Source organism: Sphingomonas sp. PAMC 26621 (genome assembly GCF_000251145.1).
In the GTDB taxonomy this organism is placed as follows: Bacteria; Pseudomonadota; Alphaproteobacteria; order Sphingomonadales; family Sphingomonadaceae; genus Sphingomonas.
Genome location: NZ_AIDW01000006.1, coordinates 109,705 through 135,213, shown reverse-complemented (window position 1 = coordinate 135,213; position 25,509 = coordinate 109,705). Strand labels below are relative to the sequence as shown.

Sequence of the window (25,509 nt, the reverse complement as noted above, 5' to 3'; positions counted from 1 at the left end):
CATATGGGGCCAATCACTCTTAGTCAAGATCGGGTTGCCGCGGAACCCCAACCGGGCGTCGAGGCGTTACCCCATCGCAACAAGCTCTCTTAAAGGCGCAAGCGCATGAAAATCGGTTTGGGACTGGCATTGGTAGCAGCAACCGCGCTCGCGGGCTGCGCGACGACGACGCGCAGCGGCCCGGTGGAAGTGACCCGCTTCCACCTCGGTGCACCGCTCGAGACGGGGACGCTCGCGGTCGAGCCGATGCAGCGTGGCGCGGTCGGGCGGTACGGCACGTACGGATCGAACGTCGGGACCGAGCCGACTCCGCGCAACCCGCAGGATCGGCAGCCGATCGATGACGGGCTCGAATTCCGTAACTATGCCGGTGCGGTCCAGGCGGAAGCGATGCGGTATGGCTTCACCATGCCGGCCGCCGGCGCGACGTCGCAATATATCGCCGTGGTCGGCTTCAACCGGCAATATCGCGAAGGCGCACCGCGTAGCAGCGGGTTGCAGGTCGGGCTCGGCGGTGGCGGCTATGGTGGCGGTGGCTATCGGGGCGGCGGCGGCGTCGGGCTCGGCGGCGGGATTTCCTTACCGATCGGTCGTCCGAAATATCGCACCGTGGTGCTGACCGACATGCAGGTGCAGATCCGCCGCCGCAGCGACCAGACGATCATCTGGGAAGGCCGCGCGCAGACCAGCGCCGACGGGTCCGCGCGCGATGCGCAGCCCGATGCGGTCGCGCGGAAATTGGCGATGGCGCTGTTCCAGGGCTTCCCCGGGGATTCGGGCCGCACTATCACGGTGAAATGAGCCTCATCCAGAACACCATCGCCGTTACCGCCGCCTTCGACAGCGGCAACATCAAGCTGGTCGGGATCGATTCGGGGGGCAGCCATGCCGCCCGGATCGATCTCAACATCGCGCATGATCGCCAGTCGGATTTCTATCAGTGGTTCCACTTCCGCGTCTCGGGCGTGAAGGGGACGAACTGCACCTTCCGGATCCTGAACGCGGGCGGATCGGCCTATCCGTTCGGCTGGCCGGGCTACAAGGTGCGCGTCAGCACCGACCGGATCCACTGGCGGATGATCCCGACGCGCTACGTCGACGGGGTGCTCGAGTTCGAATGGACCGGGACGGGCGACCTCGCCTGGTTCGCCTATTTCCAGCCGTATACGATGGAACGGCACGACGACCTGGTCGCGCGGATCGCGCTCGCGCCGGGCGTGACGCACCACGAACTCGGCCAGACGCTCGACGGGCGGTCGATCGATTGCCTCGAGCTCGGTACCGGCCCCAAGCCGATATGGTTCTACGCGCGGCAGCATCCGGGCGAGAGCATGGCGGAATGGTTCATGGAAGGCCTGCTCGAGCGGCTGACCGACACCGCCAATCCCGCCACCGCCGCGCTGCTGGCGAAGGCGACGTTCTATTGCGTCCCGAACATGAACCCCGACGGGTCGTTCCGCGGGCATCTGCGCACCAATGCGGCGGGGGTGAACCTCAACCGCGAATGGCTCACCCCGACGCCCGAGAAGAGCCCCGAAGTGCTGTGCGTGCTCGCGGCGATGGACCGGACCGGCGTCGACTTCGCGATGGACGTCCACGGTGACGAGGCGATCCCCGCAAACTTCTTCGCCGGGTTCGAGGGGATTCCCTCGTGGACCGAGGCGCAGGGCGCGAAATATACCGAGTTCGGGCAGCGGCTCGAGGCGGTGACCCCCGATTTCCAGACCGCCAAGGGCTATGACAAGGCAGCCCCTGGCCGCGCGAACCTGTCGATGTCGACCAATCAGGTCGCCGAACGGTTCGGCGCGGTGTCGATGACGCTGGAAATGCCGTTCAAGGACCACGATCCCAACCCGGACGCGGAATTCGGCTGGTCGGGCGAACGCTCGAAGACGCTCGCGCATGCCTGCCTCGACGTGCTGGCGGAGATGATCGACGGGATCTAGCCGTCACCCCCCTCCGACGGTCGGGACCGTTGCGTTTCCGTACCACCCTTTCCCGAAATACCTGACGGCCCCGGCCTGCGCCGGGGTGCCGTGAAATTGGAGAACCCCTGATGCCAACGCTCGTCCTGATCCGCCACGGCCAGTCCAGCTGGAACCTCGAGAATCGCTTCACCGGCTGGTGGGACGTCGACGTGACCGAAAAGGGCGCCGAGGAAGCGCGCGCGGCGGGGCGGTTGATGGCGGAGAAGGGGCTCGATTTCGACCAGTGCTTCACCTCGCTGCAGACCCGCGCGATCAAGACGCTCAACCTCGCGCTCGAGGAAATGCACCGGCTGTGGCTTCCGGTCGAGAAGGACTGGCGCCTGAACGAACGGCATTATGGCGGGCTGACCGGGCTCAACAAGGCCGAGACCGCGGAAAAGCATGGCGAGGCGCAGGTCCACATCTGGCGCCGCAGCTTCGACGTGCCGCCGCCGCCGATGGAAGCGGGCAGCGCGTATGACCTGTCGCAGGACCGCCGCTATGCCGGGATCGCCATTCCCGCGACCGAAAGCCTCAAGGACACGATCGCGCGCGTCCTGCCCTATTGGGAGGCGCGGATCGTGCCGGCGTTGAAGGAGGGGCAGCGCGTGCTGATCTCGGCGCACGGCAATTCGCTGCGCGCGCTGGTCAAGCATCTCTCGGGTATCCCGGATGACGAGATCACCACGCTGGAGATCCCGACCGGACAGCCGATCGTCTACGAACTGGACGACACGCTGGCGGCGACGGATCGCTATTATCTGAACGAGCGCTAATCAGAGCGTCACTCCGGCGCGGGGCCGGGGTGACGATGATATCGGGTACGCGGTACAAAACACTTCCGCGCCGCCCCGGCCCGGTGCCGGGGTTCATCCACCTGCGAAACGCCATACGCTACAAACTGGCAGGTCGATGAATGCCGGGTGCGCCCGGCGCGACGGGAATTCGGGAAACTCAGTTGGCCTCGGTCTTCACCGTGGTGGTCGTCTTCTCGACCGTCCGGGGTGCCGGGCGTACCGCGGTGTGGCGGACGGTGCGCTTGACGACACGGCGGGCGGCGGGACGCGGCGCGGGGGTCGCGACCTTCTCGGTCTCGGTCGTCACGGTCGTGGTCGGTGCGACCGGGGCTGCGACGACGACGGGGGTCGCGCGGGCGGCGGCTGCATCGGCGGCGGCGGCGGACGCCGCCTGCTCTGCGGCGACCGCGCGCTGGTTGGCGGCGGCGGCATCGGCCTGTGCGTTGGCGGCGGCATCGCGCGCTTCACCGTTGGCGGCGCGTGCCGCCTGGGTCCGCGCGCGCTGCGATTCACCGATGGCGGTGTCGGCCAGCTCGGACGCGTGGTTCGCCGCGGCGATCGCCTGCTCCTTGTCGCCGCGCGCAAGATCCTCCTGCGCGGTGCGCAGCGCGGCCTGCGCGGCTGCCTGCATGCGGGGAACCTCGCCGGTCGCGCCGACCTTGTTGGCGGCATCGATCTTGGCCTGCGCAGCGGCGATCGCGACGCGCGCGCGGTCGGCCTTGCCTTCGGCGAACGCGGGCGTCGCGAAGAAGAGAACGGCCGACATTGCGGCGCAGGAAATGGCAGAGATCTTGCGGTTCATTGAAGCAGCACCCTGTACTGTGAGACTGATCCGCTTAACTCGTGCTCGCATCCATTGGTTCCGCAACCGTTATGGTTAAGCCGTCACGCGGATGGTTGCTCTTGCGCCGTCGGCCCGCTAACCCCGCGCGATGGAACCCTCTGTCGGCATCATCATGGGCAGCACTTCCGATTGGGAGACGATGCGCCACGCCGCCGATCTGCTCGACGAGCTCGGCATCGCGCAGGAGGCCAAGGTCGTCTCCGCGCACCGCACCCCGCACCGGCTGTACGACTATGCGGGTAGCGCGGCGGGACGCGGGCTCAAGGTGATCATCGCGGGCGCGGGCGGGGCGGCGCATCTGCCCGGCATGGCTGCCGCGCTGACGCATCTTCCAGTGCTCGGCGTGCCGGTCGAGAGCAAGACGCTCAAGGGCGTCGACAGCCTGTATTCGATCGTCCAGATGCCCGCGGGCATTCCGGTCGGCACGCTCGCGATCGGCAAGGCGGGCGCGAAGAACGCGGCGCTGCTCGCCGCCGCGATCCTCGCGCTGTCCGACCCCGACCTGTCCGCACGGTTGCAGGCGTGGCGCGCCGCGCAGACCGACGGCGTCGCCACCGATCCGGCATGACGATGCTTCCCCCCGGTTCGACGATCGGTATACTGGGTGGCGGGCAGCTCGGGCGGATGCTCGCGGTGGCCGCGGCGCAGCTCGGCTATCACACGCGCATCCTCGCACCCGACGAGGAAGCGGTCGCGGCGCAGACCGCGACGAGCTTCACCCGCGCGGATTATCACAGCCGGATCGTGCTCGACGAATTCGCCGCGGCGGCGGATGTCGTCACTTATGAGTTCGAGAATATCGCGCTCGATCCCGTCCAGTATCTCGCGGCGAAGGTGCCGGTTCACCCGGCCCCCGCCGCACTCGGCATCGCGCAGGACCGCGCGAGCGAAAAGGCGTTCGTCGGGGAGATCGGTGGCCGCACCGCGCCCTGGGCGAAGGTCGAGACGCTCGCCGAGCTCGAGGCGGCGGTCGCGGAGATCGGGACGCCGGCGATCCTCAAGACGCTCCGCATGGGCTATGACGGCAAGGGCCAGGTCCGCATCATGGACGCAGGCGAGGTCGCCGCGGCGTGGGACGCGATCGGGCAGCGCCCCGCGATCCTCGAGGGGTTCGTCACCTTCAGCCACGAATTCTCGATCCTGCTGGTGCGTCGCGGCGACGGTCAGATGGTGAGCTATCCGCCGCCGTGGAACGAGCATGAGGACGGCATCCTCGCGCGCTCCACCCTCCCCGCGCCCGCCGAAATCGCGTCGCAATGGGGCGAGGCGGCGGCGCTTGCGGGGCGGATCGCGGACCGGCTCGACTATGTCGGGGTGCTGGCGTGCGAGTTCTTCGCGGGCGCGGACGGCCCGGTGTTCAACGAAATGGCGCCGCGCGTCCACAATTCGGGGCATTGGACGATCGAGGGCGCGGCGTGTTCGCAATTCGAGAACCACATCCGTGCGATCTGCGGGCTTCCGCTGGGCGACACCGCGCTGACCGCACCGACCGTCGCGATGGAGAATCTGATCGGGCATGACGCCGATCGCTGGGCGGAGATCCTCGCCGAGCCGGGCGCGCATCTGCACCTGTACGGCAAGGAAACGCGGCCCGGGCGCAAGATGGGGCATGTCACGCGATTGGGTAGGTGATTCCTCTCCCTCTCCCCTTCAGGGGAGAGGGCCGGGGAGAGGGGCAGACCAGCAGCGCTGCGCTACGATACTGCCCCTCTCCCCGACCCTCTCCCCGCAAGCGGGGAGAGGGAGAAGGTTACGGCACCACTGGCAGCGCGATATAGCTCTGGTCCGGGCCGCTCACCGTCACCTGCTGCGTCGCCTTCACGTAGTCCGCGGGCTTGGCGAAGAAGATGTTCGGCACGAAGCTCTGCGGGTTGCGGTCGTAGAGCGGGAACCAGCTCGACTGGACCTGCACCATGATGCGGTGCCCCGGCAGGAACACATGGTTCGCATGCGGCAAGGCCCAGCTATACGCCAGCGGGACGCCGGGCTTGACCGCCACCGCATGGTCGAGCCCCTCGCGGTAGCGCCCGCGGAAGATGTCCATGCCGACCGCGAGCTGATAGCCGCCCATCTTCGGATCGCTCGGGACCTGGTCGGGATAGACGTCGATCAGCTTGACCACCCAGTCGCTGTCGGTCCCGCTGGTCGCGGCGGTGAGATGGACGACCGGCTGCCCCGCGATCGTCACCGCCTGCGTCAGCGCCGGGCCGGTAAAGGTCAGCACGTCGGGGCGGCTGGAGACGACCCGCTGGTCGCCGACCAGCCACGCCTTCCAGTGATTGTCCTCATAGCCGACCGGGCGGACCGGGCGCGCGACGTTCGTCACCGGATGCGCGGGATCGGAGACGTAGTCCGCGGTCTGCACCGGCGCGGTTGCGGGCGCGGGCGCGAAGCCGACCGCGTCGCCCGGCTGGAGGAACAGCTTGGTCATCGCCGGCTGCGCGGACCAGCCGGGTAGACGCTGCCACTGGTTGGTGCCGCTCTGGAACGCGGTGACGGGGGCGACGTCCATCGGCGTGCCCTTGAGGTAATGCGCGAGGAACGGCGCGAGCACGGTGCGGCGCCACCATTTTGCGGTGTCCTGCTCCCATTTGATGTCGCCGAGCGCACTGCCCTCGTCGATCTGCTGGCCGTGATACCACGGGCCCATCGTCAGATAGACCATGTTGCCGGCGGTATCCTTGGGCTTGAGCGCGCGGTACACCGCGGTCGCGCCGTAGATATCCTCCTGGTCCCACAAGCCGTGGACGAGCATCACCGGCACCTTGAGCGGATAGCGCGCAAGCACCTGATCCATCGCCTGCGCCTGCCAGAAGCTGTCATAGGCCGGATGCGCGGACAGCTTGCGCCAGAAACCGATCTGGTCGAGCCCGTGCGCCTTGGCGAGCGCGCCCGCCGACCCGGCGCGCATCGCGGAGTCATATTCGTCATAGGTGGTGCGCGCATAAGGCGACGAATTGTCGCGGGTCGCGATCTGCTCCCAGATGTAATCGATCCCGAGCCGGAACGCGCCGTTGTGGAACCAGTCGTCCCCGCGCCAGCCGTCGACCATCGGGTTCTCGGGCACCGCCACCACGAGCGCGGGGTGCGGGTCGATCAGCGGCATCAGCGACAGGAAGCCGTCGTAGGAAATCCCCATGATCCCGACCTTGCGGTTCGATTCGGGCAGGTGCTTCACCAGCCAGTCGATCGTGTCGTAAGTGTCGGTCGAATCGTCGGTGTGGGTCGGGTTGAGCGCGGTGTCGTGGAGCGGCGGGTTCATCATCGCGATGCCCTGCGACCCGTATTTGCCGCGGACGTCCTGCACGACGCGGATGTAGCCGCCCTCGACGATCACGTCGGTCGCATTGTCATAACCGGTGATGCTCGAGGCGAGATCGGCGTTGTTGCCGCCCTTCCCCGTCATCCCGTCCGCGCTGTACGGCGTGCGGGTCATCACGATGCCCGCGTCGTGCGCGCCCTTGGGGATCAGGATGATGGTGTGGAGCTTGACCCCGTCGCGCATCGGGATCTCGACGATGCGGCGCTCATAGTTGAAACCCTCGGTCGCGGGCACGAGCGTGGCGGGGCGTTCGTCGTATTTCTGCGCTTGGACGGTCGCGGGAAAGAGCGCCAATGCTGCGCCCAACAACCAATGTGCCTTCATGCCCCATTCCCCCATCCGTCACCCCGGCCTCGTGCCGGGGTCCACGGGTCGCAGTCCCGATGCGGCGAGTGTGTGGCACGGTGGCCTCCGCGACAAGCCCGGGGTGACCGCAGGCACAAAAAAACGGCCCGCTCTCCGTGCAGAGAGCAGGCCGTCTTTCAGCACGACCGCGCCGGCGTTACGCCTGGCGCGTACCCGTCATCGGGAAGCTGCCGAACGCGCCTGCGCCGACCGAACCCGTCAGCGTGTCGCCCTCGGCGGTCGCGCTGCAATCGAGGCTCATCGGCATCGGAACGGTGATCGACATCGTCCACTTGATCGTGTCACCCTCGACCTTGCCGTCGGTGATGTCGACCGCGCCCATCGCGCCGACCTGGCTTCCGGTCCAGCTGTCGCCGTCGGTCTTGACGGTCAGCACTGCCTTCTGGTCGCCCAGCGGCGACTTGACGATCGTATCCCAGCTTCCATCGACAGCAGCCATCGTATCTCTCCTGAATCAGCTCAGCGCACGTCCGCTACGGACGCCGCCGGCACCACCTCGACCGGTAGCCCGATGCTGTCAAGCTGGCCGCGGACCTTGCTCGCATCGCCCACCACGACCCAGACGACTTCGCGGGGTCGAGCGCCTTGCGTGCCGCAGCGTCAAGCTCGGCCGCGGTCATTGCGCGATATTTTTGCGGGAGCGTCGCGTAGTAATCGTCCGGGCGGCGATACAGCTCGTTCGACTGCATCGCCCCGAGCACCGCGCCCGACGTCTCGAAATTCCCCGGGAGCGAGCGAATCGCATCGGTGATCGTCCGGTCGAACTCGGGTGCGGTGATCCCCTTGGTCGTCAGGAACGCCTTGATGTCCCCCTGCAGCGCCTTGATCGAATCCCCGGTGCGATCCGCCTGGACGGGGGCCGAGAGGACATAGGGCGTCTGATATTCCGCGCGCCGGAACCCGCCGCTGACGCCGTAGGACCAATGCTTGTCCTCGCGCAGATCCATGTTGATCCGCGCGGTGAAATCGCCGCCGAGCGTGTCGTTCGCGGTGGTGACGCCGAGCAGGTCGTCGGTCCCGACGAGCGCGGTCGGGGCCGCACCAACGATCAGCGACTGCGGCGAATCCGGCCGGTCGATCAGTACGATCCGCGGAGTGGCCGGCGTGGCGGCGGCGGTGAAGTCCTTGGTGCCCCGCGCGCCCGTAGGGGTCCAGTCGCCGAAGCGCGCATCGAGCGCTGCCTTGACCTCGGCAAGCGGGCGATCGCTGACGACGAAGATCCTCGCGGTGTCGGGACGGATCCAGTGCTGCTGGAACGCGACCAGATCGTCCCGACCGAGCGTCGCCACCGCCTTTGCGTCGCCGCTGCCGATCGCCTTGGCATAAGGCGAGCCGGCGCCGTAGACGAGCCTGGGATAGACCCGCGCCGCCAGACCGTTCGGGCTGGTCAGCTCGGCGGCGATCCGCGAGACCTGCTGGTTCTTGAGCCGCGCGACTTCGGCGGGGTCGAACTTCGGGTTGCGGACGACATCGGCGAACAGCTCGGTTGCTGCCGCGAGGTTCGCGCTTGGCGTGAACAGCGTCAGGATCGTGCGATCCGCGCTCGACCCTGCCGAAATGCTCGCGCCGAGCCGCTCCTTGGCTTCGGCAAGCGCGATCGAGTCGCGCGTCGTCGTGCCTTCGCTCATCATCGCGAGCGTCAGTTGCTGCGTGCCGAGCTTGCCGGGCACGTCCGCCGCGACGCCCGCGTCGAAGCTGATCGCGGCCTGGGTGATCGGCACCGCAGTGCGCTGTGCGTAGACCAGCTCGATCCCGTTGCGCAGCTTGGCGCGCTCGATCTTCGGATACACCAGCTCGCCGAGCGTGCCGACCGCGGGCAGGGTGCCGCGCGTGCCCTTGACCGCGGGCTCGGGCGCGGTGACAATCTTGGCGGGCGGGGTCGATTCGACATAGGCGTCGCGCGCGCCGGGGACGACGGTCAGGCCGTACACCGGTCGCGACAGCCATTTGGCGGTCGCCGCCTTGACCTGCGCCGGAGTTTCCGCCGCGAGCGTGACGAGCTGTTTCTTGTAGAAGCCCGGATCGTTCGAATAGAGTTCGCCCTGCGCGAGCGCGACCGCCTTGCCGCCAAAGCCGCCGGTCGATTCAAGCCCCGCGATCGTCCGCGCGGCATCGCGCGTGGCGACGCGTTGGACCTCGTCCGCACTCGGTCCGGTGGCGATGAGATCCGCGATGATCGCGTCGAGCCGCTTGGCGACCAGCGCGGGATCGACCCCGGGCCGGACGTCCGCGCTGACCACGAACATCCCGACCTGCGCGAAGCTCTCGTTGCCGGCGGTCATACTGACCGCGAGCTTCTCCTTGCGGACCAGCGCATTGTCGAGCCGGCTGCTCGACAATCCGCCGAGCACCCCCGCCGCAACGTCGAGCGCGACCGAATCCGGGTCGTTGAGCCCCGGCACCGCCCACATGCGATAGATCCGCGTGTTGGCGACGCGGTCCTTCATCGTCTCATATTTGGCGACCGGGAGCGTCGGCACCGGGGCGGCAGGCACGATGCTTTCGGGTCCGCGCGGGATCGCACCGAAATATTTGGCAACGAGCGTCTTCGCGCTCGCCGCATCGATATCGCCCGACAGCACCAGCACCGCATTGTTGGGGGCATAATGGCCGCGGAACCAACTCTTCACGTCCTCGACACTCGCAGTATCGAGATCCGCCATCGATCCGATCGTCGTGTGGCCATAGGGGTGGGTCGCGGGGAACAGGTTCTCGACCTGCTTGTACTCGACGAGGCCGTAAGGCTGATTGTCCCCCTGCCTTTTCTCGTTCTGGACGACGCCGCGCTGCTCGTCGACCACCGCCGGGGTGATCGCACCGAGCAGATAGCCCATCCGGTCGCTTTCGAGGAACAGCGTCCGCTCGAGCGCCGCCGACGGGACCGTCTCGAAATAATTGGTGCGATCGAAATAGGTCGTGCCGTTGAGATCAGTCGCGCCGATCGCCTTGGTGTAATCGAAATAATCCCCCGGCGCATTCTCGCTGCCGTTGAACATCAGATGCTCGAACAGATGCGCAAAGCCGGTCTTGCCCTTGGTCTCGAACTTGGAGCCGACATTGTACCAGATGCTGACCGCCACGACCGGCGCCTTGCGATCGGTGTTGACGATGACGCGCAGGCCGTTGGGGAGGCGGAACTGCGTGTAGGGAATATCGACCTGGCGGACGAGATCCGCGACCGGGGCGGGCTTGGGGGTCGGCCCCTGCGCGAAAACCGGCGTGGCAAAGGTCGCGAGCGCGACGCCCGAAAGCGCAAGGAGCTTGACGGTCATGACGGATGGTTCTCCCGGGTGTCAGGTCGTTGAAACGACACTGGATAGCCAAGGTATAGCCAAGGGATTCGGCGTGGCAATCAGGTCCGCGCGGGGGCGCTTGTCTGCGGAGGTCCGGTAGAGAGCATGACCCGCGTTTCGTCACCCCGGGTTTGTCCCGGGGTCCACCGTGGTTCGCGTTCTTGACCGTGGGGATCGCGTCACGGTGGACCCCGGCACGGGGCCGGGGTGACGCAAGGATGGGACTGTTCCGGGCCGCAAAGGGCTCTGCCTTTGCAGGAGCGTCCAATCACGGGCAAAGCGCCCGTCAATGCGTATTGCCGTCGTTCAATGCCCCAGCATCCCCGATGACGCGCACCGTGCCGGTGATGCGATCGTGCAGCGACTCCGCTGGGCGGACGAGCACGGGGTCGACCTCATGCTCTTCCCGGAGGCGTTCCTGCTGGGTCACTCCTACGACCCCGAGACGATCCGGGCGCGCGCCAGCGCAGGCACCTCGGCCATCGCCGCCTTGTGCCTGCGCGTGGCGGCATTTCACGCGACCCTTGTGGTCGGCGCTTTCGATGTGATGGAAGGGCACGTGTTCAACAGCGCGAGCATCCTCGCAGCGGGTCGGGTCGTAGGCCGATATGCCAAGGCGCATCCGAACGAACCGGGCGTGACCCCCGGCAGCGCTTTCCCCACATTCCTGCGGTCGGGCGTCCGCTATGGCGTGAACATCTGCAACGACGCCAACCATCCCGCCGCGGCACAGCGCATCGCCGACCAAGGCGCGCGACTGATCCTCTATCCCCTGAATAACATGCTGCGATTGGAGACGGCGGATCGCTGGCGGGACAAGAGCCTCGCCAACCTGATCGACCGCGCGCGCCAGACGGGCTGTTGGGTGGCATCGTCCGACGTCACCGGCACGTCGGGCGATCTCGTCAGCTATGGATGCTCTGCGATCGTGACGCCGGACGGCAGCGTTGTCGCTCGCGTGCCGGAATTGCAGGAGGGTGTGGCGGTCTATGACATGCCCTGCCGCTAGGCGCCTGACGCTCGATGCGTGCCGGCGCGATCGTACGATACCATGGCAGCGGCCACGTCGGTCGGCAGCGGACCGGTCAGGGCGGATTGCGACACGTCCTCGATAACGAGTGCCGCATTGAGCCTTCGCGTTCCCGGCACGCTCAGTCGCTGGCGGTCCAACCCTGCTCGCGATTGTTGCCGTGTACGGGCTGTGCCGCCTTCAGCGCTGCCTGAAAACGCTCACTAGCGCTGGGACTGGAGGGCGATGCCGCAGCGCGTGGGATCGGCGCGCGCGCAACCGCTGCGGGGGGCAGCGGAGCGGATCTTGGCGCGGGGACGAACGGCGCGGGAGCGGGCGCAAACGGTACCACGCTGCTCGAGCGGATCTGCACCCGGCCGTCGGTGATGATCGTCGTAAGTCGGCGTTGTTTGCCAGGCGGTAAGGACGCGGCGACCGCGCCGATCCCGTAGCCCGACACCGAAACTTCGCGGCCGTATTCGTCAAGGTGATCGACGATGGCGACGCCGGGGTGCTGGCCGTTCGGGCCGCCGAGGATGCGGAGGATCTCGCCCACGTCGGCGGTGTAGCAGGTCGTGGCTTTCCTCGATCGGCACTCGCCTGGCGGGACGGCTTCGCGACTGGGCCGCGCATAGAGCGTGGCGGCCTTGACCCCCGGCGACGTTTGGCTGTTACCGCCAAGAAGCATGACGTAGCGATACCCTTCGGCGCGGGCGCGTTCGGCGGCACGGTACAGCGCCATGTCGACCGCCTCGCCGCGGCCACGGATTGCGGTGTCGATCCGCCAGGATCCGTCGCGCTCGACCTTGTCCCTATAGCCGAATGTATAGCCGATACCGTGCCAGCGCTGCATCGGACCATAATATGGCGCGTCGTCCCCGGCCCATGCCGATCCGGGTACGGCCAGCACTACCGCACAGAGCAAGAGACGCTTCATCATGCTTCCTTCAAGATGGAGCAATCAGGCTAGCGGCCAAATCGTAAACACATCGTTCCCCGCTAGGGATGTCGGGCACGCGGCCGGAGCGGTTGCCATATCCCGCGCGGTGCCCCACCCTTACGGCCGGTACACCCGCTCGACGTTCCGCCGCAGATCCTCGCGCCAGAACAGCACCGGCTTGAACCGGTGCGCCACGAACAGCGGCGCCTGGTCCGCGTAATGCGGAGACTCCGGCCGGGTCGTCGCCGCGCCGAACGGCTGGATCGAGCGCGATTCCACCCGCCCCGCCTTGTCCCACGCCATCAGCATGATGAAGCTGTCGCCATGCTTCACCACCAGCCGCCCGTCGGGCGCTTCGTCCCACGTCGAGGCGGCGCGCAGCACGTCGGGCGCGCCGTCGAGCGGCAGATCGACCTTGCCCTGCCGCAGCCGCAGCACGGTGCCCAAAGGCGGGTCGAGCGTGCCGAAATGCGTCTGGAGATACGCCGCCGCCTTCGCCAGCGCATCGCGCGGGTCGAGTTCGGGGCGGCGCTGGTAATGCCATTTCTGCCCGGTCCGCAGCAGGATCGCGGCGAGCGCCTGCCCACCGTGCTGGCCGTCGAAATTCCAGTTCCAGCGCTGCAGCACGCCGAGCGCTGCGCTGAGCTGCGGATCGCCGCGCGGGTCGACCCGTGCGATGTCGCGATACCATTTCGCGGCCCAGCTTAAGCGGCTGATCCCGGTATCGAACTTGATCCTGAGCAGGTCGGCCTCGCTGATCCGCGGGGTCTGGCCCATCAGCTCGACCGCGCGGGTGCCGCGGTTGGTGGTGTCGGTCTCGATTCCGAGCAGCGGGCTGTAATCCTGCGGGCGAAGCTCCGACCCCTGCCCGGCGGCCTGATACGGCGTGTTGTTGGCGTTGATCAGGAAGCCCGACGCGGGGCTCACGTTACGCGGCACGGCCGCGAACGGCACCGTCCCCGGCATCAGGTCGCGCGACGTGTCGCCGGGGAGCAGGTGCTGGTAATCATAGCCTGGTCGCCGGTTGGGGAAGCTCGCGTTGTAGACATAGGCGATGTTGCCCTGCGCATCGCCGTACAGGAAATTGGTCGCCGGAACGCCCTGGAGTGCCAGCGCCTGCTGCCATTCGGTGAAATTCCGCGCACGCGTCAGGCGGTAATATTCCTCGACCATGCGCAACTGGTCCGCGCCGGCATAGCGGATCGCATAGGCGCCGCTCTTGTTGACGATCACCGGCCCCTGCACCGCGCGGTACACCATCTTCGGGATCGGCAGCACGAACGGCCCGACCCGCACGCCCAGCCACACGCGCCGCGCCTCAAGCGGCCGCCATGCGCCATCGAAGCGATAGCGGGTGTGCGCGGCATCGGTGTCGAGCGTGTAGACGTCGGTCAGGTCGGGCCGGTTGACGGTGTTGGTCCAGCCGAGATGCTCGTTATGCCCGAGCACCGGGAACGGCACGCCGGGGAACGTCGCGCCCGAAAAGTGCCAGCCGGTCCCCGACTGCACCGACAGTTCGTACCAGGCGACCGGCCCCTTCCACGGCTGGTGCGAATTGGAGAGAACGCGGGTGAAACCATCCGCCGACCGTTTCGGCGCGACGACGAAGGCGTTGGAGCCGTTCTGATTACCCTCCCCCGTCGGCGGAAGCGCCGCGGGATCGGGCGCATCCGGGATCGCGCCGGCGCTTTCGCGCGGCAGCGGCGTGTCGCCCGACAGCGCGCCGAGCACCTGATCCAGCCCGAAGAAGAACGGCGTGCGCAGGACGAAGCCGGTCGCGATGTCCTCGCCATTGGCGGGGAACAGCTTGGCGAGCCGCACCTGCCCCGGATGCCGCCGCGCATAGACGTTGAGCCCGGTCGCATAGGCATCGAGCAACGCGCGGACATCGGCGGGTTGCTTGAGATAATCGCGATGCGCGGTCTCGCGCGCGCCGAGCAGCGCGAGCGTGTAATCGACCTTCGCGCCATCCGCCCCGGTCATCGCGCCGAGCCGCCCGCGCGCCATCGCCACGGCTTCCTGCAGCGTCGCGAAATCGTCCTCGGCGTGGGCATAGGCGACGCCATACGCGACGTCGGGGTCGGTCTTGCCGAAGATATGCGGTACGCCAAAGCGATCGCGCGCGATCACGCTGTCATAGCGGTGCGCGGGTGGCGGGGTCGCGCTGGTCGCCGCGATCGGCTCCCAGAGTGCCAGGCCAGCGGCGGTGATGACCAGCAGACCGGCCAGGCCCACCCCAAATGTTCGCAGCATGCATTCCCCCTGCGGCTCTGGTCTTGGCCAGGTCCTGCGCTATCTTGGCGAACGGGGCGGATTTGTCACGCAATCCGTAGTCTCACGACTTGTGTTGTATATTTGCAACACCATATCGGCGCGAAAGCAACTGTGAGGGTGTGGATGAACATCGAGAAATTTACCGATCGCGCCAAGGGCTTCCTGCAATCGGCCCAGACCGTCGCGATCCGGATGAGCCATCAACGGATCGCGCCCGAGCATATCCTCAAGGCGCTGCTCGAGGATGAGCAGGGCATGGCGTCCGGGCTGATCACGGCAGCCGGCGGCGATCCCAAGCGTGCGACGAGCGAGACCGACCTGCTGCTGGCGAAGATCCCGGCGGTATCGGGCAGCGGCGCGCAACAAACGCCGGGGCTCGACAATGACGCGGTGCGCGTGCTCGACCAAGCCGAGCAGATCGCGACCAAGTCGGGCGACAGCTTCGTCACGGTCGAGCGGCTGCTGGTCGCGCTCGCGCTGTCGCTCAACACCGCGGCGGGCAAGGCGCTCAAGACCGCGGGCGTCGCGCCCGAGGCGCTCAACGCCGCGATCGAACAGGTGCGCAACGGCCGCGTCGCCGACAGCGCGGGTGCGGAGGACAAGTTCGACGCTTTGAAGAAGTTCGCGCGCGACCTGACGCAGGCGGCGCGTGACGGCAAGCTCGACCCCGTGATCGGGCGCGACGAGGAAATTCGCCGCACGATCCAGATCCTTGCGCGCCGCACCAAGAACAACCCGGTGCTGATCGGCGAACCCGGCGTCGGCAAGACCGCGATCGCCGAGGGGCTCGCGTTGCGCATCGCGAATGGCGACGTCCCCGATACGCTCAAGGACCGCAAGCTGATGTCGCTCGACATGGGCTCGCTGATCGCGGGCGCGAAATATCGCGGCGAGTTCGAGGAGCGGCTCAAGGGCGTGCTCGACGAGGTGAAGGCCGCCGACGGCGACATCGTCCTGTTCATCGATGAGATGCACCAGCTGATCGGCGCGGGGAAATCCGAAGGCGCGATGGATGCGGGCAATCTGCTCAAGCCGGCGCTCGCGCGCGGCGAGCTGCACTGTGTCGGTGCGACCACGCTCGATGAGTATCGCAAATATGTCGAGAAGGACGCCGCGCTCCAGCGCCGTTTCCAGCCGGTGTTCGTCGGCGAGCCGACCGTTCCCGACACGATCTCGATCCTGCGTGGGTTGAAGGAAAAGTACGAACTTCACCACGGCGTGCGGATCACCGATGCGGCGATCGTCGCGGCGGCGACCTTGTCGAACCGCTACATCACCGACCGCTTTCTGCCCGACAAGGCGATCGATTTGATGGACGAGGCCGCGAGCCGCATCCGGATGGAAGTCGAGAGCAAACCCGAGGAAATCGAGATCCTCGACCGGCGGATCATCCAGCTCAAGATCGAGCGCGAGGCGCTGAAGCGCGAGACCGACGAAGCGTCGCGCGACCGGCTCGGCACGCTCGAGGGAGAACTCGCCAATCTCGAGCAGCAGTCGGCCGAGCTTACGACGCGCTGGCAGGGCGAGAAGGACAAGATCTCAGCCGAGGCGAAGCTCAAGGAACAGATCGATGCCGCGCGGCTCGAACTCGAGCAGGCGCAACGCGCGGGCGATCTCGCCAAGGCGGGGGAGCTGTCCTACGGGCGCATCCCCGAGCTGCAACGGCAGTTGGATGCCGCGGCGGGCGCGACCAAGGGTGCGATGCTGCGCGAGGAAGTGACCGGCGAGGACATCGCGGGCGTGGTCGCGCGCTGGACCGGGATTCCGGTCGAGCGGATGCTCAAGGGCGAGCGCGACAAGTTGCTCCAGATGGAAACGACGATCGGCAAGCGCGTGATCGGCCAGCAGAACGCGATCCGCGCCGTCTCGACCGCGGTGCGGCGTGCGCGCGCGGGCCTGCAGGACCCGAACCGGCCACTCGGCTCGTTCCTGTTCCTCGGGCCAACCGGCGTCGGCAAGACCGAGCTGACCAAGGCGCTCGCCGAATTCCTGTTCGACGACCCGACCGCGATGGTCCGTATCGACATGAGCGAGTTCATGGAAAAACACGCGGTCGCGCGGCTGATCGGTGCGCCTCCGGGCTATGTCGGTTATGAGGAAGGCGGCGTGCTGACCGAGGCGGTTCGTCGTAGGCCGTATCAGGTCGTGCTGTTCGACGAGGTCGAGAAGGCGCACGGCGACGTGTTCAACATCCTGTTGCAGGTGCTCGACGACGGGCGGCTGACCGACGGCCAGGGCCGCACGGTCGACTTCACCAACACGATCATCGTGCTGACCTCCAACCTCGGCAGCCAGGTGCTGACGACGCTGGGCGAAGGCGAGGACGTTGCTTCGGTCGAGCCGCAGGTGATGGAGATCGTCCGCGGGCATTTCCGGCCCGAATTCCTCAACCGGCTCGACGAGATCGTGCTGTTCCACCGGCTCGGCCAGGCGGAAATGGCGCCGATCGTCGACATCCAGGTCAAGCGGATCGCGACGCTGCTCAGCGAACGCAAGGTGACGCTCGACCTCACCGAGGCGGCGCGCGCCTGGCTCGGGCGGGTCGGCTACGATCCGGTCTATGGCGCGCGGCCGCTGAAGCGCGCGGTGCAGCGCTATCTGCAGGATCCGCTCGCGGACCTGATCCTGCGCGGGAGCGTGAAGGACGGCGCGACCGTGCGGGTCGACGAGGGCGACGGGAAGCTGGAGCTGGTGGTGGGGTAAAGCCGCCGCTCCCGAGGTGAATCTCCGAACCTCCGTTCGGGCTGAGCGAAGTCGAAGCCCCACGCGCATCGCAGGCCCTTCGACTGCGCTCAGGGCGAACGGAGGGGGCCACTTCCGGCAAAGACAAAAAAGGGGCGGCGGATCGTGTGATCCGCCGCCCCAATCGCTTCCCGAAGGACGCGCCGTTTACATGTCGACGGTGACGCCGACGAACAGGTAGCGGCCATTGCCTTCGAAGATGCCCGGGTAGGTGTTGCCGTTGCCGAACGAACCGATCGGCGACGCGGCCTGGCTGAGGATCGGCGGCGTGCGATCGAGCAGGTTGTTCGCGCCGATGCGGAAGGTGAACTTGTCCGCTGCCCGCACGGTTGCGGCCAGATCGAAATAGTTCTGCACCGGGATGCGCGCGTCGAGCGGCGAGAACGAACCGGCAAGGTCCGTGTCGGTGCTCGTGCGCTCATACTTGGTCGCCGACAGATAGCGCCAGCGTGCCGACAGGCCGATGCCCTGCGGCGACGTGTAGGTCACGCGTGCCGAATGCCGCCACTTGGACTGCGGGTAACCGCACTGTGCGCCATACAGGCCGGCGCAGTCGAACTTCGCCCCGACCTTGTCCGAGGTGAACTGGTCGACATACGTCCCGTTGAACGACAGGCCGAACGTACCGATCTGGCCGGTCCGCAGCGTGTAGCCCGCCGAAACGTCGATCCCGCGCGTCTTGAGCGAGCCCGCGTTGACGTTGGTGTCGACGATGTAACCGATGTTGCCCTGGAACAGCGTGCCGTTGGCATCGCGGTTGATGGCGCCGCACAGCGACTGTGCGCCGGTCGCGATGCACTGCGCGATGATCGTGTCGGCGCCGATGACGCCGATCCGGTCCTGCAGCTTAATCGAGAAGGCGTCGACCGAGAGGTTGAAGCCGCGGAGGAAGCTCGGCTGGAGCAGGACGCCGACCGTGAACGTATCCGCCTTCTCGGGCTTCAGGTTCGGGTTGCCGCCGAGCAGGCCGTTATACTGTTCCGACGTGTTCGGCGTGATCAGGCCGAAGCGGTTCGCCGCAACGCCAGCACGGGCGCAGGCCGCGGCATTGTTGCCGTTGACCAGGCCGTTGACCGCCGGACCCGCGCACGGATCGGTCGCACCGTCGATCTGGACCGACTGCTGCGCGAACAGCTCCTGCGTGTTCGGGGCGCGAACCGCGCGGTTATAGCCACCGCGGAAGCGGACGTCCGAGATCGGTGCCCAGACGAGCTCGCCCTTGTACGACGAGACGCCGCCCGAGGTGCTGTAGTCCGAGTAGCGATAGCCACCGTTGATCGTCAGTTCCTTGAAGAAGCGATGATCGGTGACCAGCGGAACCTGGATTTCGCCGAACACTTCCTTGACGTTGAACGAGCCGTTGATCGGCAGCGTCGCGCCGCCCTGGCCCGCCAGATCGCCGCTCAGGAAGCCGTTGTCGACCTCGAGCGTCAGCGATTCCTCACGATACTCGCCACCGACGTTGATGCCGATGCCCTGGGTCGAAAGAGGCGACTGGAAGCCGTACTTGCCGCCTTCGAAGGTGACCGAGCCGCTGACGACCTTCTCTGCGGTGTTCCCCGACTGGAAGCCCGGGGTCTGGACATAGTTCAGCGCCGCCTGCGAGATGTTGCCCGCGCCGAAGATGTTGAGCGGTACGCAGTTCGGATCGGTGCCGTCGACGACCGAGCGGCAGACCGGCTGGCCGAGCGTCGAAGACCCCGGACGCGTGTCGGTGATCGCATCGAGCGCGCGCTGGGTGCGCGAGACCGAGAATTCGTTGCGATAGACCTGGCTGAAGATCGTCGTGCCGTACTGGCCATAGACGTCGTACGAAACGCCGTCCGCGATGTCTCCGCGTGCGCCCGCGACGAAGCGGTATGCGGTGTGGCGAAGATCGGCCTGACGACCACCGCCTTCGACGTTCCGACGACCGATCAGGACGTTTGCCTGATTGTAGGTCGTGCCATCGGGGTTGGTGCGGACGATCGGGGCACCGTTTGCGTCCACGACCAAGTTGGTCGCGCGGCAGAAGGTGCCGACCTGTGCGGCGGACAGATACGGGTTGTTGCAGTTCAGCACCGATGTGTTGCTGAAGTCACCCGACGGCGCAATCTGCGCGGTCGAGCGATCGTCCATGAACATGAATTCGGCATAGGGCTTGAAACTGTCGCTCACGTCGTAATGCGCGAGGAAGCCAGCCGTGTAGCGCGTGTCAGGGCGCTGATAATAGTTGAGCGGGTTCGCGTTGTAGAGCGTCTGGCCGGGGGCGAGCTGGCCCGCGCCGTTGAGCGTATACTGCTGCTGGAGACCGGACGGCAGATTGTTTACGACCGCGTCGCCCAGCGTAAAGTTGGCGGGGAAGGCAGTGGGCGAACCCGTGCAGACATAGTCCGCGCTGGTTGCCCGCGTGCCCAACCCGCACGCCGCATAGTCGCGGTCGCCCTGGAGGATCGCGCCGATCTTGCGATAGCCCATGTAGCCGACGACATGGCCGCGGCCGTCGCTGGTGCCGACGCCCATCTTGAGGTTGACGTCGAACTGCGTACCGTCGAACGCCTGACCGTCACGCGTCGGATAGCCCGCTGCGGTGGCGATGTTCTGGAAGCGCTGGCTGCGGTTGTCGTGGTTGTAGATGCCGCCCGACGCGTCGAGGCTGACGCCTTCGTAATTGGTGTCGAGCACGAAGTTGACGACGCCGCCGATCGCGTCCGACCCGTAGACCGAGCCGGCCCCGCCGGTGAGCACGTCGACGCGCTTGATCAGCGCCTGCGGAATGACGTTGAGATCGGCTGCGGCCGATGCGGTGCTGCTCGACGACGGGTTACCCGGCATCAGGCGACGACCGTTGACGAGGACGAGCGTGCGCTGGTCGCCGAGGTTGCGCAGGTTGGCGGTCGCGGTGCCGTTCGACCCGTTCGACACCGACGAGCTCTGCGTCGCGAACGACTGCGGCAGGCTGTTGAGCACGTCCTCGATGCGGGTCGCGCCCTGCAGCTTGATCTCGGCTGCGTTGACAACCGTGATCGGGCTGGCCGAGGTCAGGTTCGGGTTCGAGATGCGCGAACCGGTGACGACGATGTCGCCAGCGTCTGCACCGGGGGTGTTGGACGCGGCGGGCGTGGTGCTCGCAACGCTGTCGTCACCCGTGCTGGTCGTGGTCGGCGCCTGCTCCTGCGTGGGCTGCGGTGCGGGCTGGGCGGCGGGTGCGGGTGCCGGCGCGGCGGGTGCGACCTGCGCTGCGGCAGGAAGGGCACCGAGGATGCCGGCAATCATCGTGGACGCGAGCAGAGAGCCGCGCAAAACGTGGTTTTGCATGTTGGATTGAATCCCCTTTGATGCCAACGCGGGGGCGATGGCACGAATCAACAGCGGTTAACCCGCTGTCTATGGGGTGCTTCTTTAGTAGGAGCGGCGCGTCACAAAAGTGAAATTGCGGACATAATGCGCAGATCACTCACAATGTTCCGGAACTGTAGCAGAATAGACACAGCCCGTTCACAGACGCTTGCGACTGCGCGGGCCGGGCCGTACCGCGCGTCGGACGCTCTGCCAAGGGGACACGCTGTGCGCGCTCGAACGCTTCAAATTCTGCTGATCGCGGCCGCCCTGTCGGGCAGCGCAAACGCCGCCGCGCCGCGCGCGGAAGGCCGCTCGCAGGCGCTGAGCGATGTCGTGCAATGCCGCAAGCTGACCGACCCGGCCGCGCGGCTCGCCTGTTTCGACAAGACGGTCGAGACGCTCGATTCCGCCGAGGCGCGACAGGATGTCGTCGTGGTCGACCGCCAGCAGATGCGCCAGGCGCGCCGCACCCTGTTCGGGATCGGGCTGCCGACATTGCCGATCTTCGGGAACGCGCCCGATATCGATTTCATCGACACGACCGTCGCCGAGGCGCGCGTCGATGGTGCCGGCCGCTGGACCTTGCGGATGGCGGATGGCGCGCGCTGGGCGCAGACCGACGACAATGTCATCGGCCGCAGCCCCAAGCCCGGCGACAAGGTCCATATCAAGCGCGGCGCACTCGGCAGCTACCAGATGAACGTCGGCGGACAGCCCGCGGTCAAGGCGCACCGGATTACCTGACGATGCTATCGGGCCCGGGCCGGACCCGATAAGACACGAGAATGCCGCACGCCCCCCAGCCGACCGCCCTGCTCCAGACCGCCGCCGAACGGTTGCGCGGCGGGGACCTGCCGGGCGCGATCGCCGCGTTCGAGGCGGTGCTTGCGATCGATCCCCGCCAGCCCGACGCCTGGTTCAACCTCGCCTGGGCGCAGCGCGCGACGCGGCAGTTCGATGCGGCGCTGGAGTCTTACGCGCAGGGACTGGCGCAGGGCGAGCCGCAGCCCGAGCAGGCACATCTCAACCGCGCGGCGATCCTGTCGGATCACCTGTTCCGCCCTGAAGCCGCGATCGTCGAGCTTGAGCGCGCGCTGCAGGCCAACCCCGATTTCCTGCCGGCATGGCTCAACCTCGGCAATCTCCACGAGGATCTCGGCGACCGTGGCGCGGCGCGGCGTGCCTATAGCGCGGTGCTGGCGCGCGCGCCCGACAATGGCCGTGCGTACGCCCGGCTCGCGGCCATCGACGTCGCGGACGGCGCGGCGGGCGCTGCGGTCGCGCGGCTGAAGACGGTGCTGCCGCGCGCCGCCTCGGTCGAGGATCGCGCGGATTTGCTGTTCGCGCTCGGCAACGCGCTCGATGCCGCCGGGGATGCGGGGGATGCGTTCCAGGCGATCGAGGCGGCGAACTGGATCACGCGGTCGATCGCACGGTCGGTCTATGATCCTGCGGCGCACACCCGACTGGTCGACGCGCTGATCGCCGCCTATCCCGCGCCGGCACCCCCTTCGCCCGCTCCGCCTGCGGGTGCGAAGACACCGTTGTTCATCTGCGGGATGTTCCGCTCGGGCTCGACGCTGGTCGAGAAGATCCTCGGGCAGCACGAAGCGATCACCCCGGGCGGGGAACTCGAGGCGATTCCCGCGATCGTCCAGTCGCTCGCGCCCTACCCCGTCGCGCTGACCGCCGGCGAGATCGCGACGTTGCGCGCACGCTATCTCGCCGAGCTTCCCGGCACGGGGATCGTGACCGACAAGCGGTGCGACAATTTCCTCCACATCGGGCTGATCAAGACGCTGTTTCCGGAGGCGCGCATCCTCCACACGCGGCGCAACGTGCTCGACACGCTGCTGTCGACCTATTTCCTCCAGTTCGGCGATGGCGTGACCTACGGCACCGACCTGCGCGACGCGGTGCATTTCTACCTGCTTTACCGGCGGCTGATGGCGCACTGGGAGCGGGTGTATGGGGACGACATCGTGACCGTGGACTATGACGCGCTGGTCACCGATCCGCAGGCGAGCGTGTCCGGCATGCTCGCGTCCCTGGGTCTCGGTTGGGATGACGCCTGCCTGTCCGCGCCGGACTCGCCGCTCGCGGTGCGGACCGCGAGCGCGTGGCAGGTCCGCCGCCCGATTCACCGCGAATCGCTCCACCGCTGGCACCGCTATCGCGTACAGCTGGGCGGGGCGATCGCGCTGCTCGAACAGCAGGGGGTGGATGTCGGCGGGGGTTGATCCCCCATCAGGCGCGGGGCGCAACCAATCCCCGGTCGGTCACCGCGAACAGGCGCGCGAGGTCGGCTTGCTCGTCGGGCGTCAGATACGGGTTCCACACGTCGAAGATCAGCACGATGCGGATCTCGTCGCTGCGATTCCACGCTTCATGCTCGATCGTGTCGTCGAAACCGAACGCCTCGCCCTCGCGCCAGGCGCGCGTCTCACCGCCGACGCGAAAGCCGCAGCCTTCGGGGACGACCAGCGGCAAATGGATGATCGCGCGCGTGTTGGTGACGCCGGTATGCGGCGGGATCGTCGCGCCACCGCGCAGGATCGAGAAGAACGCCGAGGGTGCCTTCCCCGGCAGTTGCGTCTGCGGAACCGCCGCGAGCGCCGCCGCGGTGACGGGGCAGCGGTCGCATACCGCATCGTTGCGCTGGCCATATTCCCACAGGAAGCAGGCGCTCCAGTCGGCCGAGCCGTCGAGCCTGCTCCACGGCGTAGCGGGCGTGCCGGCATCGAGCCGGACATAGGGGCGGATCGCGTCGGCCCCGCCCGCCACCATCGCGAGCGCCTCGGCACGGATCGCGGGCGTCGCCGCCTCCAGCGCGGCGAACCACGGGAAATGCGCGGAGTCGAAGAATTCGTCCGCGGGGAGGAACGGAAAATGCACCCCGGCGCACTGGTTCTGGTAGACTCTGCGGCGCCCGAGCGTGTGGTCCGCGCACGCCTGGAACCGCCGCGACGCCGCCTGCAACCGCGGCGCGCCGCCGAATTCGTCCATCAGGGCATCCGCGAACGCCACGTTGTGCGCCTCGAGGAATCCCAGCGCACGCCGCTCGGCCTCGACCAACGCGGGCGGGCGTTCGGCGACCTGCGCCGCAAGCTGAACCACCGCGCTCCAGTGCCGCGCGGCATCCGACACCAGCCCCTGCCGCTGGAGCAGTTCGGCCATCCGCAACTGCGCGAGGAAATGGAGCTGGTCGATGTCGAGCACCGACTGGAGCGCGGCGTGTTCCCCGTCGGCGTCCCCCGCGGCGCGATGCGCGGCGGCGAGATTGAGCCGGAGTGCCGGCTCGCGGGGGTCGAGCGCAATCGCGCGGCCGAAACACGCCACCGCCGCGCCGAAATCCGCGTCCGCCAGCGCGCGCATGCCGCGGGCGTTATGCGCCTCGGGCCGTGCGGGATCGAGCGCGATCGCGCGGTCGAGCGTCGCGCGTTCGCCCGCCGCATCGCCGCGCTGGCGCAGGGCGGCGGCTTCGCGCAGCAGGGGTCCGACGGCACCGGCAGGATCGATCATGCGGTCGAAAGAGCATACCGCGCCGACCCATGCAAGCCGCGCGCTTGATCCCGCGCACGCACTCCGCGACAGTATCCCGCATGGCCACCGCGCACCCTCCGATTGCTCCCGATCCCGACTGGCTCGCGCATCGCTACGACCCCGGACAGGATACGTTCCATTTCCTGCAGGTCCCGCGCGCGCTGCGGCAGACGGTACCGTTCCTGACCGACGAGCATATCGCCGGGCCGGGCGACCCGGTCGTCATCCGGCGCGGCGACTGCGACCTGACGGGCGCGGCACCCCGCCTGAACTTCATCTTCCATTCGGCCTATTGCTGCTCAACGCTGCTCGCCAACGCCTATGACCGGCCGGGCCGCGCGTTCAGCTTGAAGGAACCCGTGCTGCTCAACGATCTCGTCGGCTGGCGGCATCGCGGCGGCGATCCGCGCCGGATCGGCGCGGTGCTCGGCGATGGGCTGCGCGCGCTGGCGCGGCCGTTCGCGCAGGGGGAGCGCTGCGTCATCAAGCCCTCCAACATCGTCAACGGCCTCGCCGCCGCGATGCTGACCGAGCGGCCCGAGGCGGCGGCCGTGCTGCTGTACGCGCCGCTCGAGACGTATCTCGGGTCGATCGCGAGCAAGCGGATGTGGGGCCGGTTGTGGGTGCGCGAATTGCTGGCGGGGTTCCTCAAGGAAGGGCTGGTCGACCTCGGGTTCGAACCGCAGGCGATCTTCCTGCAGTCCGACCTGCAGGTCGCGGCGGTCGGCTGGCTGGCGCAGCACGCCTTGTTCGCGAAGCTTGCCCGCGCGTGGCCCGGGCGGGTGCGGACGCTCGACAGCGAAGTGCTGCTCGCGCAGCCGGCGGCGGCGCTGGCGGCGATCGATACGCTGTTCGACGTGGCCGACAGCGACGCGGGGCGCGACGCGATCGTCCGGTCGGTGTTCCGGCAGCATGCCAAGTTCGGCGGGGACTTCGACGCCGAGGCGCGCAAGGCCGACCAGCGCGCGGCGCTGTCGCTGCATGCCGAGGAAGTCGGGATGGTGCTGGCCTGGGCGGCGAAGGTCGCGGAGGGTGCGGGCGTATCGCTGGTCGCGCCGGCACCGCTGTTGCCGGACGCATCCTAGCGGTCT

The 25,509-nt window shown here is 67.6% G+C and carries 17 protein-coding genes and 1 pseudogene; 10 read left to right on the top strand and 8 right to left on the bottom strand.

What is annotated here, in order from left to right; all coding sequences use genetic code 11:
- Nucleotides 1–105 precede the first annotated feature (105 nt).
- The 3 genes from RI03_RS03190 to gpmA all read left to right on the top strand — a co-directional run bounded on the left by RI03_RS03190 (nucleotide 106) and on the right by gpmA (nucleotide 2,743).
- A complete protein-coding gene (locus tag RI03_RS03190) occupies nucleotides 106–801 on the top strand; it encodes a DUF4136 domain-containing protein (RefSeq protein ID WP_010215147.1) in 696 nt (231 codons plus the stop codon).
- Complete coding sequence (locus RI03_RS03185; protein WP_010215146.1) at nucleotides 798–1,946, top strand: M14 family metallopeptidase; 1,149 nt, start codon at nucleotides 798–800, stop codon at nucleotides 1,944–1,946. Before RI03_RS03190 ends, RI03_RS03185 begins: the two co-directional genes overlap by 4 nt.
- Nucleotides 1,947–2,056: 110 nt before the next feature.
- Nucleotides 2,057–2,743, top strand: coding sequence for a 2,3-diphosphoglycerate-dependent phosphoglycerate mutase (gpmA, locus tag RI03_RS03180; protein ID WP_010160923.1), 687 nt, complete (start codon nucleotides 2,057–2,059; stop codon nucleotides 2,741–2,743).
- Nucleotides 2,744–2,921: 178 nt separating this feature from the next.
- Here gpmA and RI03_RS03175 read toward each other — a convergent pair whose 3' ends face one another.
- Nucleotides 2,922–3,566, bottom strand: a complete 645-nt coding sequence (locus RI03_RS03175) for a hypothetical protein (protein ID WP_010215144.1) — start codon at nucleotides 3,564–3,566, stop codon at nucleotides 2,922–2,924.
- Nucleotides 3,567–3,720: 154 nt separating this feature from the next.
- On the opposite strand from RI03_RS03175, the gene purE reads away from it, so the two are divergent.
- Both purE and RI03_RS03165 read left to right on the top strand, forming a co-directional pair.
- A complete protein-coding gene (purE, locus tag RI03_RS03170; protein WP_238542214.1) occupies nucleotides 3,721–4,176 on the top strand; it encodes a 5-(carboxyamino)imidazole ribonucleotide mutase in 456 nt (151 codons plus the stop codon).
- On the top strand, nucleotides 4,173–5,240 hold the full coding sequence (locus RI03_RS03165) for a 5-(carboxyamino)imidazole ribonucleotide synthase (RefSeq protein WP_010215141.1): 1,068 nt from the start codon (nucleotides 4,173–4,175) through the stop codon (nucleotides 5,238–5,240). Before purE ends, RI03_RS03165 begins: the two co-directional genes overlap by 4 nt.
- A gap of 118 nt (nucleotides 5,241–5,358) precedes the next feature.
- On the opposite strand, the gene RI03_RS03160 is transcribed toward RI03_RS03165, so the two are convergent.
- The 3 genes and pseudogenes from RI03_RS03160 to RI03_RS03150 all read right to left on the bottom strand — a co-directional run bounded on the left by RI03_RS03160 (nucleotide 5,359) and on the right by RI03_RS03150 (nucleotide 10,568).
- Nucleotides 5,359–7,254 carry a CocE/NonD family hydrolase gene (locus tag RI03_RS03160; RefSeq protein WP_010215139.1) on the bottom strand — a complete coding sequence of 632 codons (1,896 nt, stop codon included), beginning with the start codon at nucleotides 7,252–7,254 and terminating at the stop codon, nucleotides 5,359–5,361.
- Between the two features lie 178 nt (nucleotides 7,255–7,432).
- Nucleotides 7,433–7,735: a hypothetical protein gene (locus RI03_RS03155; RefSeq protein ID WP_010160928.1), complete on the bottom strand. Its 303-nt coding sequence runs from the start codon at nucleotides 7,733–7,735 to the stop codon at nucleotides 7,433–7,435.
- A 20-nt stretch (nucleotides 7,736–7,755) separates the two neighbouring features.
- Nucleotides 7,756–10,568 (bottom strand): annotated as a pseudogene (locus RI03_RS03150) (M16 family metallopeptidase).
- A gap of 310 nt (nucleotides 10,569–10,878) precedes the next feature.
- Here RI03_RS03150 and RI03_RS03145 point away from each other — a divergent pair.
- Nucleotides 10,879–11,598 carry a carbon-nitrogen hydrolase family protein gene (locus RI03_RS03145; RefSeq protein WP_010215136.1) on the top strand — a complete coding sequence of 240 codons (720 nt, stop codon included), beginning with the start codon at nucleotides 10,879–10,881 and terminating at the stop codon, nucleotides 11,596–11,598.
- A 142-nt stretch (nucleotides 11,599–11,740) separates the two neighbouring features.
- Here RI03_RS03145 and RI03_RS03140 read toward each other — a convergent pair whose 3' ends face one another.
- Both RI03_RS03140 and RI03_RS03135 read right to left on the bottom strand, forming a co-directional pair.
- Nucleotides 11,741–12,535, bottom strand: a complete 795-nt coding sequence (locus RI03_RS03140) for a hypothetical protein (RefSeq protein WP_238542213.1) — start codon at nucleotides 12,533–12,535, stop codon at nucleotides 11,741–11,743.
- 120 nt (nucleotides 12,536–12,655) lie between these two features.
- A complete protein-coding gene (locus tag RI03_RS03135) occupies nucleotides 12,656–14,791 on the bottom strand; it encodes a penicillin acylase family protein (RefSeq protein ID WP_026046412.1) in 2,136 nt (711 codons plus the stop codon).
- A gap of 144 nt (nucleotides 14,792–14,935) precedes the next feature.
- Here RI03_RS03135 and clpB point away from each other — a divergent pair, with 144 nt between their 5' ends.
- Nucleotides 14,936–17,515: an ATP-dependent chaperone ClpB gene (gene clpB, locus RI03_RS03130; protein WP_010215133.1), complete on the top strand. Its 2,580-nt coding sequence runs from the start codon at nucleotides 14,936–14,938 to the stop codon at nucleotides 17,513–17,515.
- 186 nt (nucleotides 17,516–17,701) lie between these two features.
- Here clpB and RI03_RS03125 read toward each other — a convergent pair whose 3' ends face one another.
- Nucleotides 17,702–20,851, bottom strand: coding sequence for a TonB-dependent receptor domain-containing protein (locus RI03_RS03125; protein WP_010215132.1), 3,150 nt, complete (start codon nucleotides 20,849–20,851; stop codon nucleotides 17,702–17,704).
- Nucleotides 20,852–21,100: 249 nt separating this feature from the next.
- On the opposite strand from RI03_RS03125, the gene RI03_RS03120 reads away from it, so the two are divergent.
- On the top strand, nucleotides 21,101–21,619 hold the full coding sequence (locus tag RI03_RS03120; protein ID WP_010160936.1) for a hypothetical protein: 519 nt from the start codon (nucleotides 21,101–21,103) through the stop codon (nucleotides 21,617–21,619).
- Nucleotides 21,620–21,660: 41 nt separating this feature from the next.
- Nucleotides 21,661–23,115, top strand: a complete 1,455-nt coding sequence (locus tag RI03_RS03115; protein ID WP_010215131.1) for a tetratricopeptide repeat-containing sulfotransferase family protein — start codon at nucleotides 21,661–21,663, stop codon at nucleotides 23,113–23,115.
- Nucleotides 23,116–23,122: 7 nt separating this feature from the next.
- On the opposite strand, the gene RI03_RS03110 is transcribed toward RI03_RS03115, so the two are convergent.
- Nucleotides 23,123–24,397, bottom strand: a complete 1,275-nt coding sequence (locus RI03_RS03110; RefSeq protein ID WP_010215129.1) for an aspartyl/asparaginyl beta-hydroxylase domain-containing protein — start codon at nucleotides 24,395–24,397, stop codon at nucleotides 23,123–23,125.
- 80 nt (nucleotides 24,398–24,477) lie between these two features.
- On the opposite strand from RI03_RS03110, the gene RI03_RS03105 reads away from it, so the two are divergent.
- Nucleotides 24,478–25,503, top strand: a complete 1,026-nt coding sequence (locus tag RI03_RS03105; RefSeq protein ID WP_010215128.1) for a hypothetical protein — start codon at nucleotides 24,478–24,480, stop codon at nucleotides 25,501–25,503.
- The last annotated feature ends 6 nt before the right edge of the window (nucleotides 25,504–25,509 follow it).

What these genes read in the sequence shown, in the direction of transcription:
- RI03_RS03160 (WP_010215139.1), bottom strand. Translation starts at nt 7,254, where the DNA reads ATGAAGGCACATTGGTTGTTGGGCGCAGCATTGGCGCTCTTTCCCGCG.
- RI03_RS03115 (WP_010215131.1), top strand. Translation starts at nt 21,661, where the DNA reads ATGCCGCACGCCCCCCAGCCGACCGCCCTGCTCCAGACCGCCGCCGAA.
- purE (WP_238542214.1), top strand. Translation starts at nt 3,721, where the DNA reads ATGGGCAGCACTTCCGATTGGGAGACGATGCGCCACGCCGCCGATCTG.
- RI03_RS03155 (WP_010160928.1), bottom strand. Translation starts at nt 7,735, where the DNA reads ATGGCTGCTGTCGATGGAAGCTGGGATACGATCGTCAAGTCGCCGCTG.
- RI03_RS03105 (WP_010215128.1), top strand. Translation starts at nt 24,478, where the DNA reads ATGGCCACCGCGCACCCTCCGATTGCTCCCGATCCCGACTGGCTCGCG.
- RI03_RS03135 (WP_026046412.1), bottom strand. Translation starts at nt 14,791, where the DNA reads ATGCTGCGAACATTTGGGGTGGGCCTGGCCGGTCTGCTGGTCATCACC.
- RI03_RS03175 (WP_010215144.1), bottom strand. Translation starts at nt 3,566, where the DNA reads ATGAACCGCAAGATCTCTGCCATTTCCTGCGCCGCAATGTCGGCCGTT.
- RI03_RS03145 (WP_010215136.1), top strand. Translation starts at nt 10,879, where the DNA reads ATGCGTATTGCCGTCGTTCAATGCCCCAGCATCCCCGATGACGCGCAC.
- RI03_RS03185 (WP_010215146.1), top strand. Translation starts at nt 798, where the DNA reads ATGAGCCTCATCCAGAACACCATCGCCGTTACCGCCGCCTTCGACAGC.
- RI03_RS03190 (WP_010215147.1), top strand. Translation starts at nt 106, where the DNA reads ATGAAAATCGGTTTGGGACTGGCATTGGTAGCAGCAACCGCGCTCGCG.
- RI03_RS03110 (WP_010215129.1), bottom strand. Translation starts at nt 24,397, where the DNA reads ATGATCGATCCTGCCGGTGCCGTCGGACCCCTGCTGCGCGAAGCCGCC.
- RI03_RS03125 (WP_010215132.1), bottom strand. Translation starts at nt 20,851, where the DNA reads ATGCAAAACCACGTTTTGCGCGGCTCTCTGCTCGCGTCCACGATGATT.
- clpB (WP_010215133.1), top strand. Translation starts at nt 14,936, where the DNA reads ATGAACATCGAGAAATTTACCGATCGCGCCAAGGGCTTCCTGCAATCG.
- RI03_RS03140 (WP_238542213.1), bottom strand. Translation starts at nt 12,535, where the DNA reads ATGAAGCGTCTCTTGCTCTGTGCGGTAGTGCTGGCCGTACCCGGATCG.
- gpmA (WP_010160923.1), top strand. Translation starts at nt 2,057, where the DNA reads ATGCCAACGCTCGTCCTGATCCGCCACGGCCAGTCCAGCTGGAACCTC.
- RI03_RS03165 (WP_010215141.1), top strand. Translation starts at nt 4,173, where the DNA reads ATGACGATGCTTCCCCCCGGTTCGACGATCGGTATACTGGGTGGCGGG.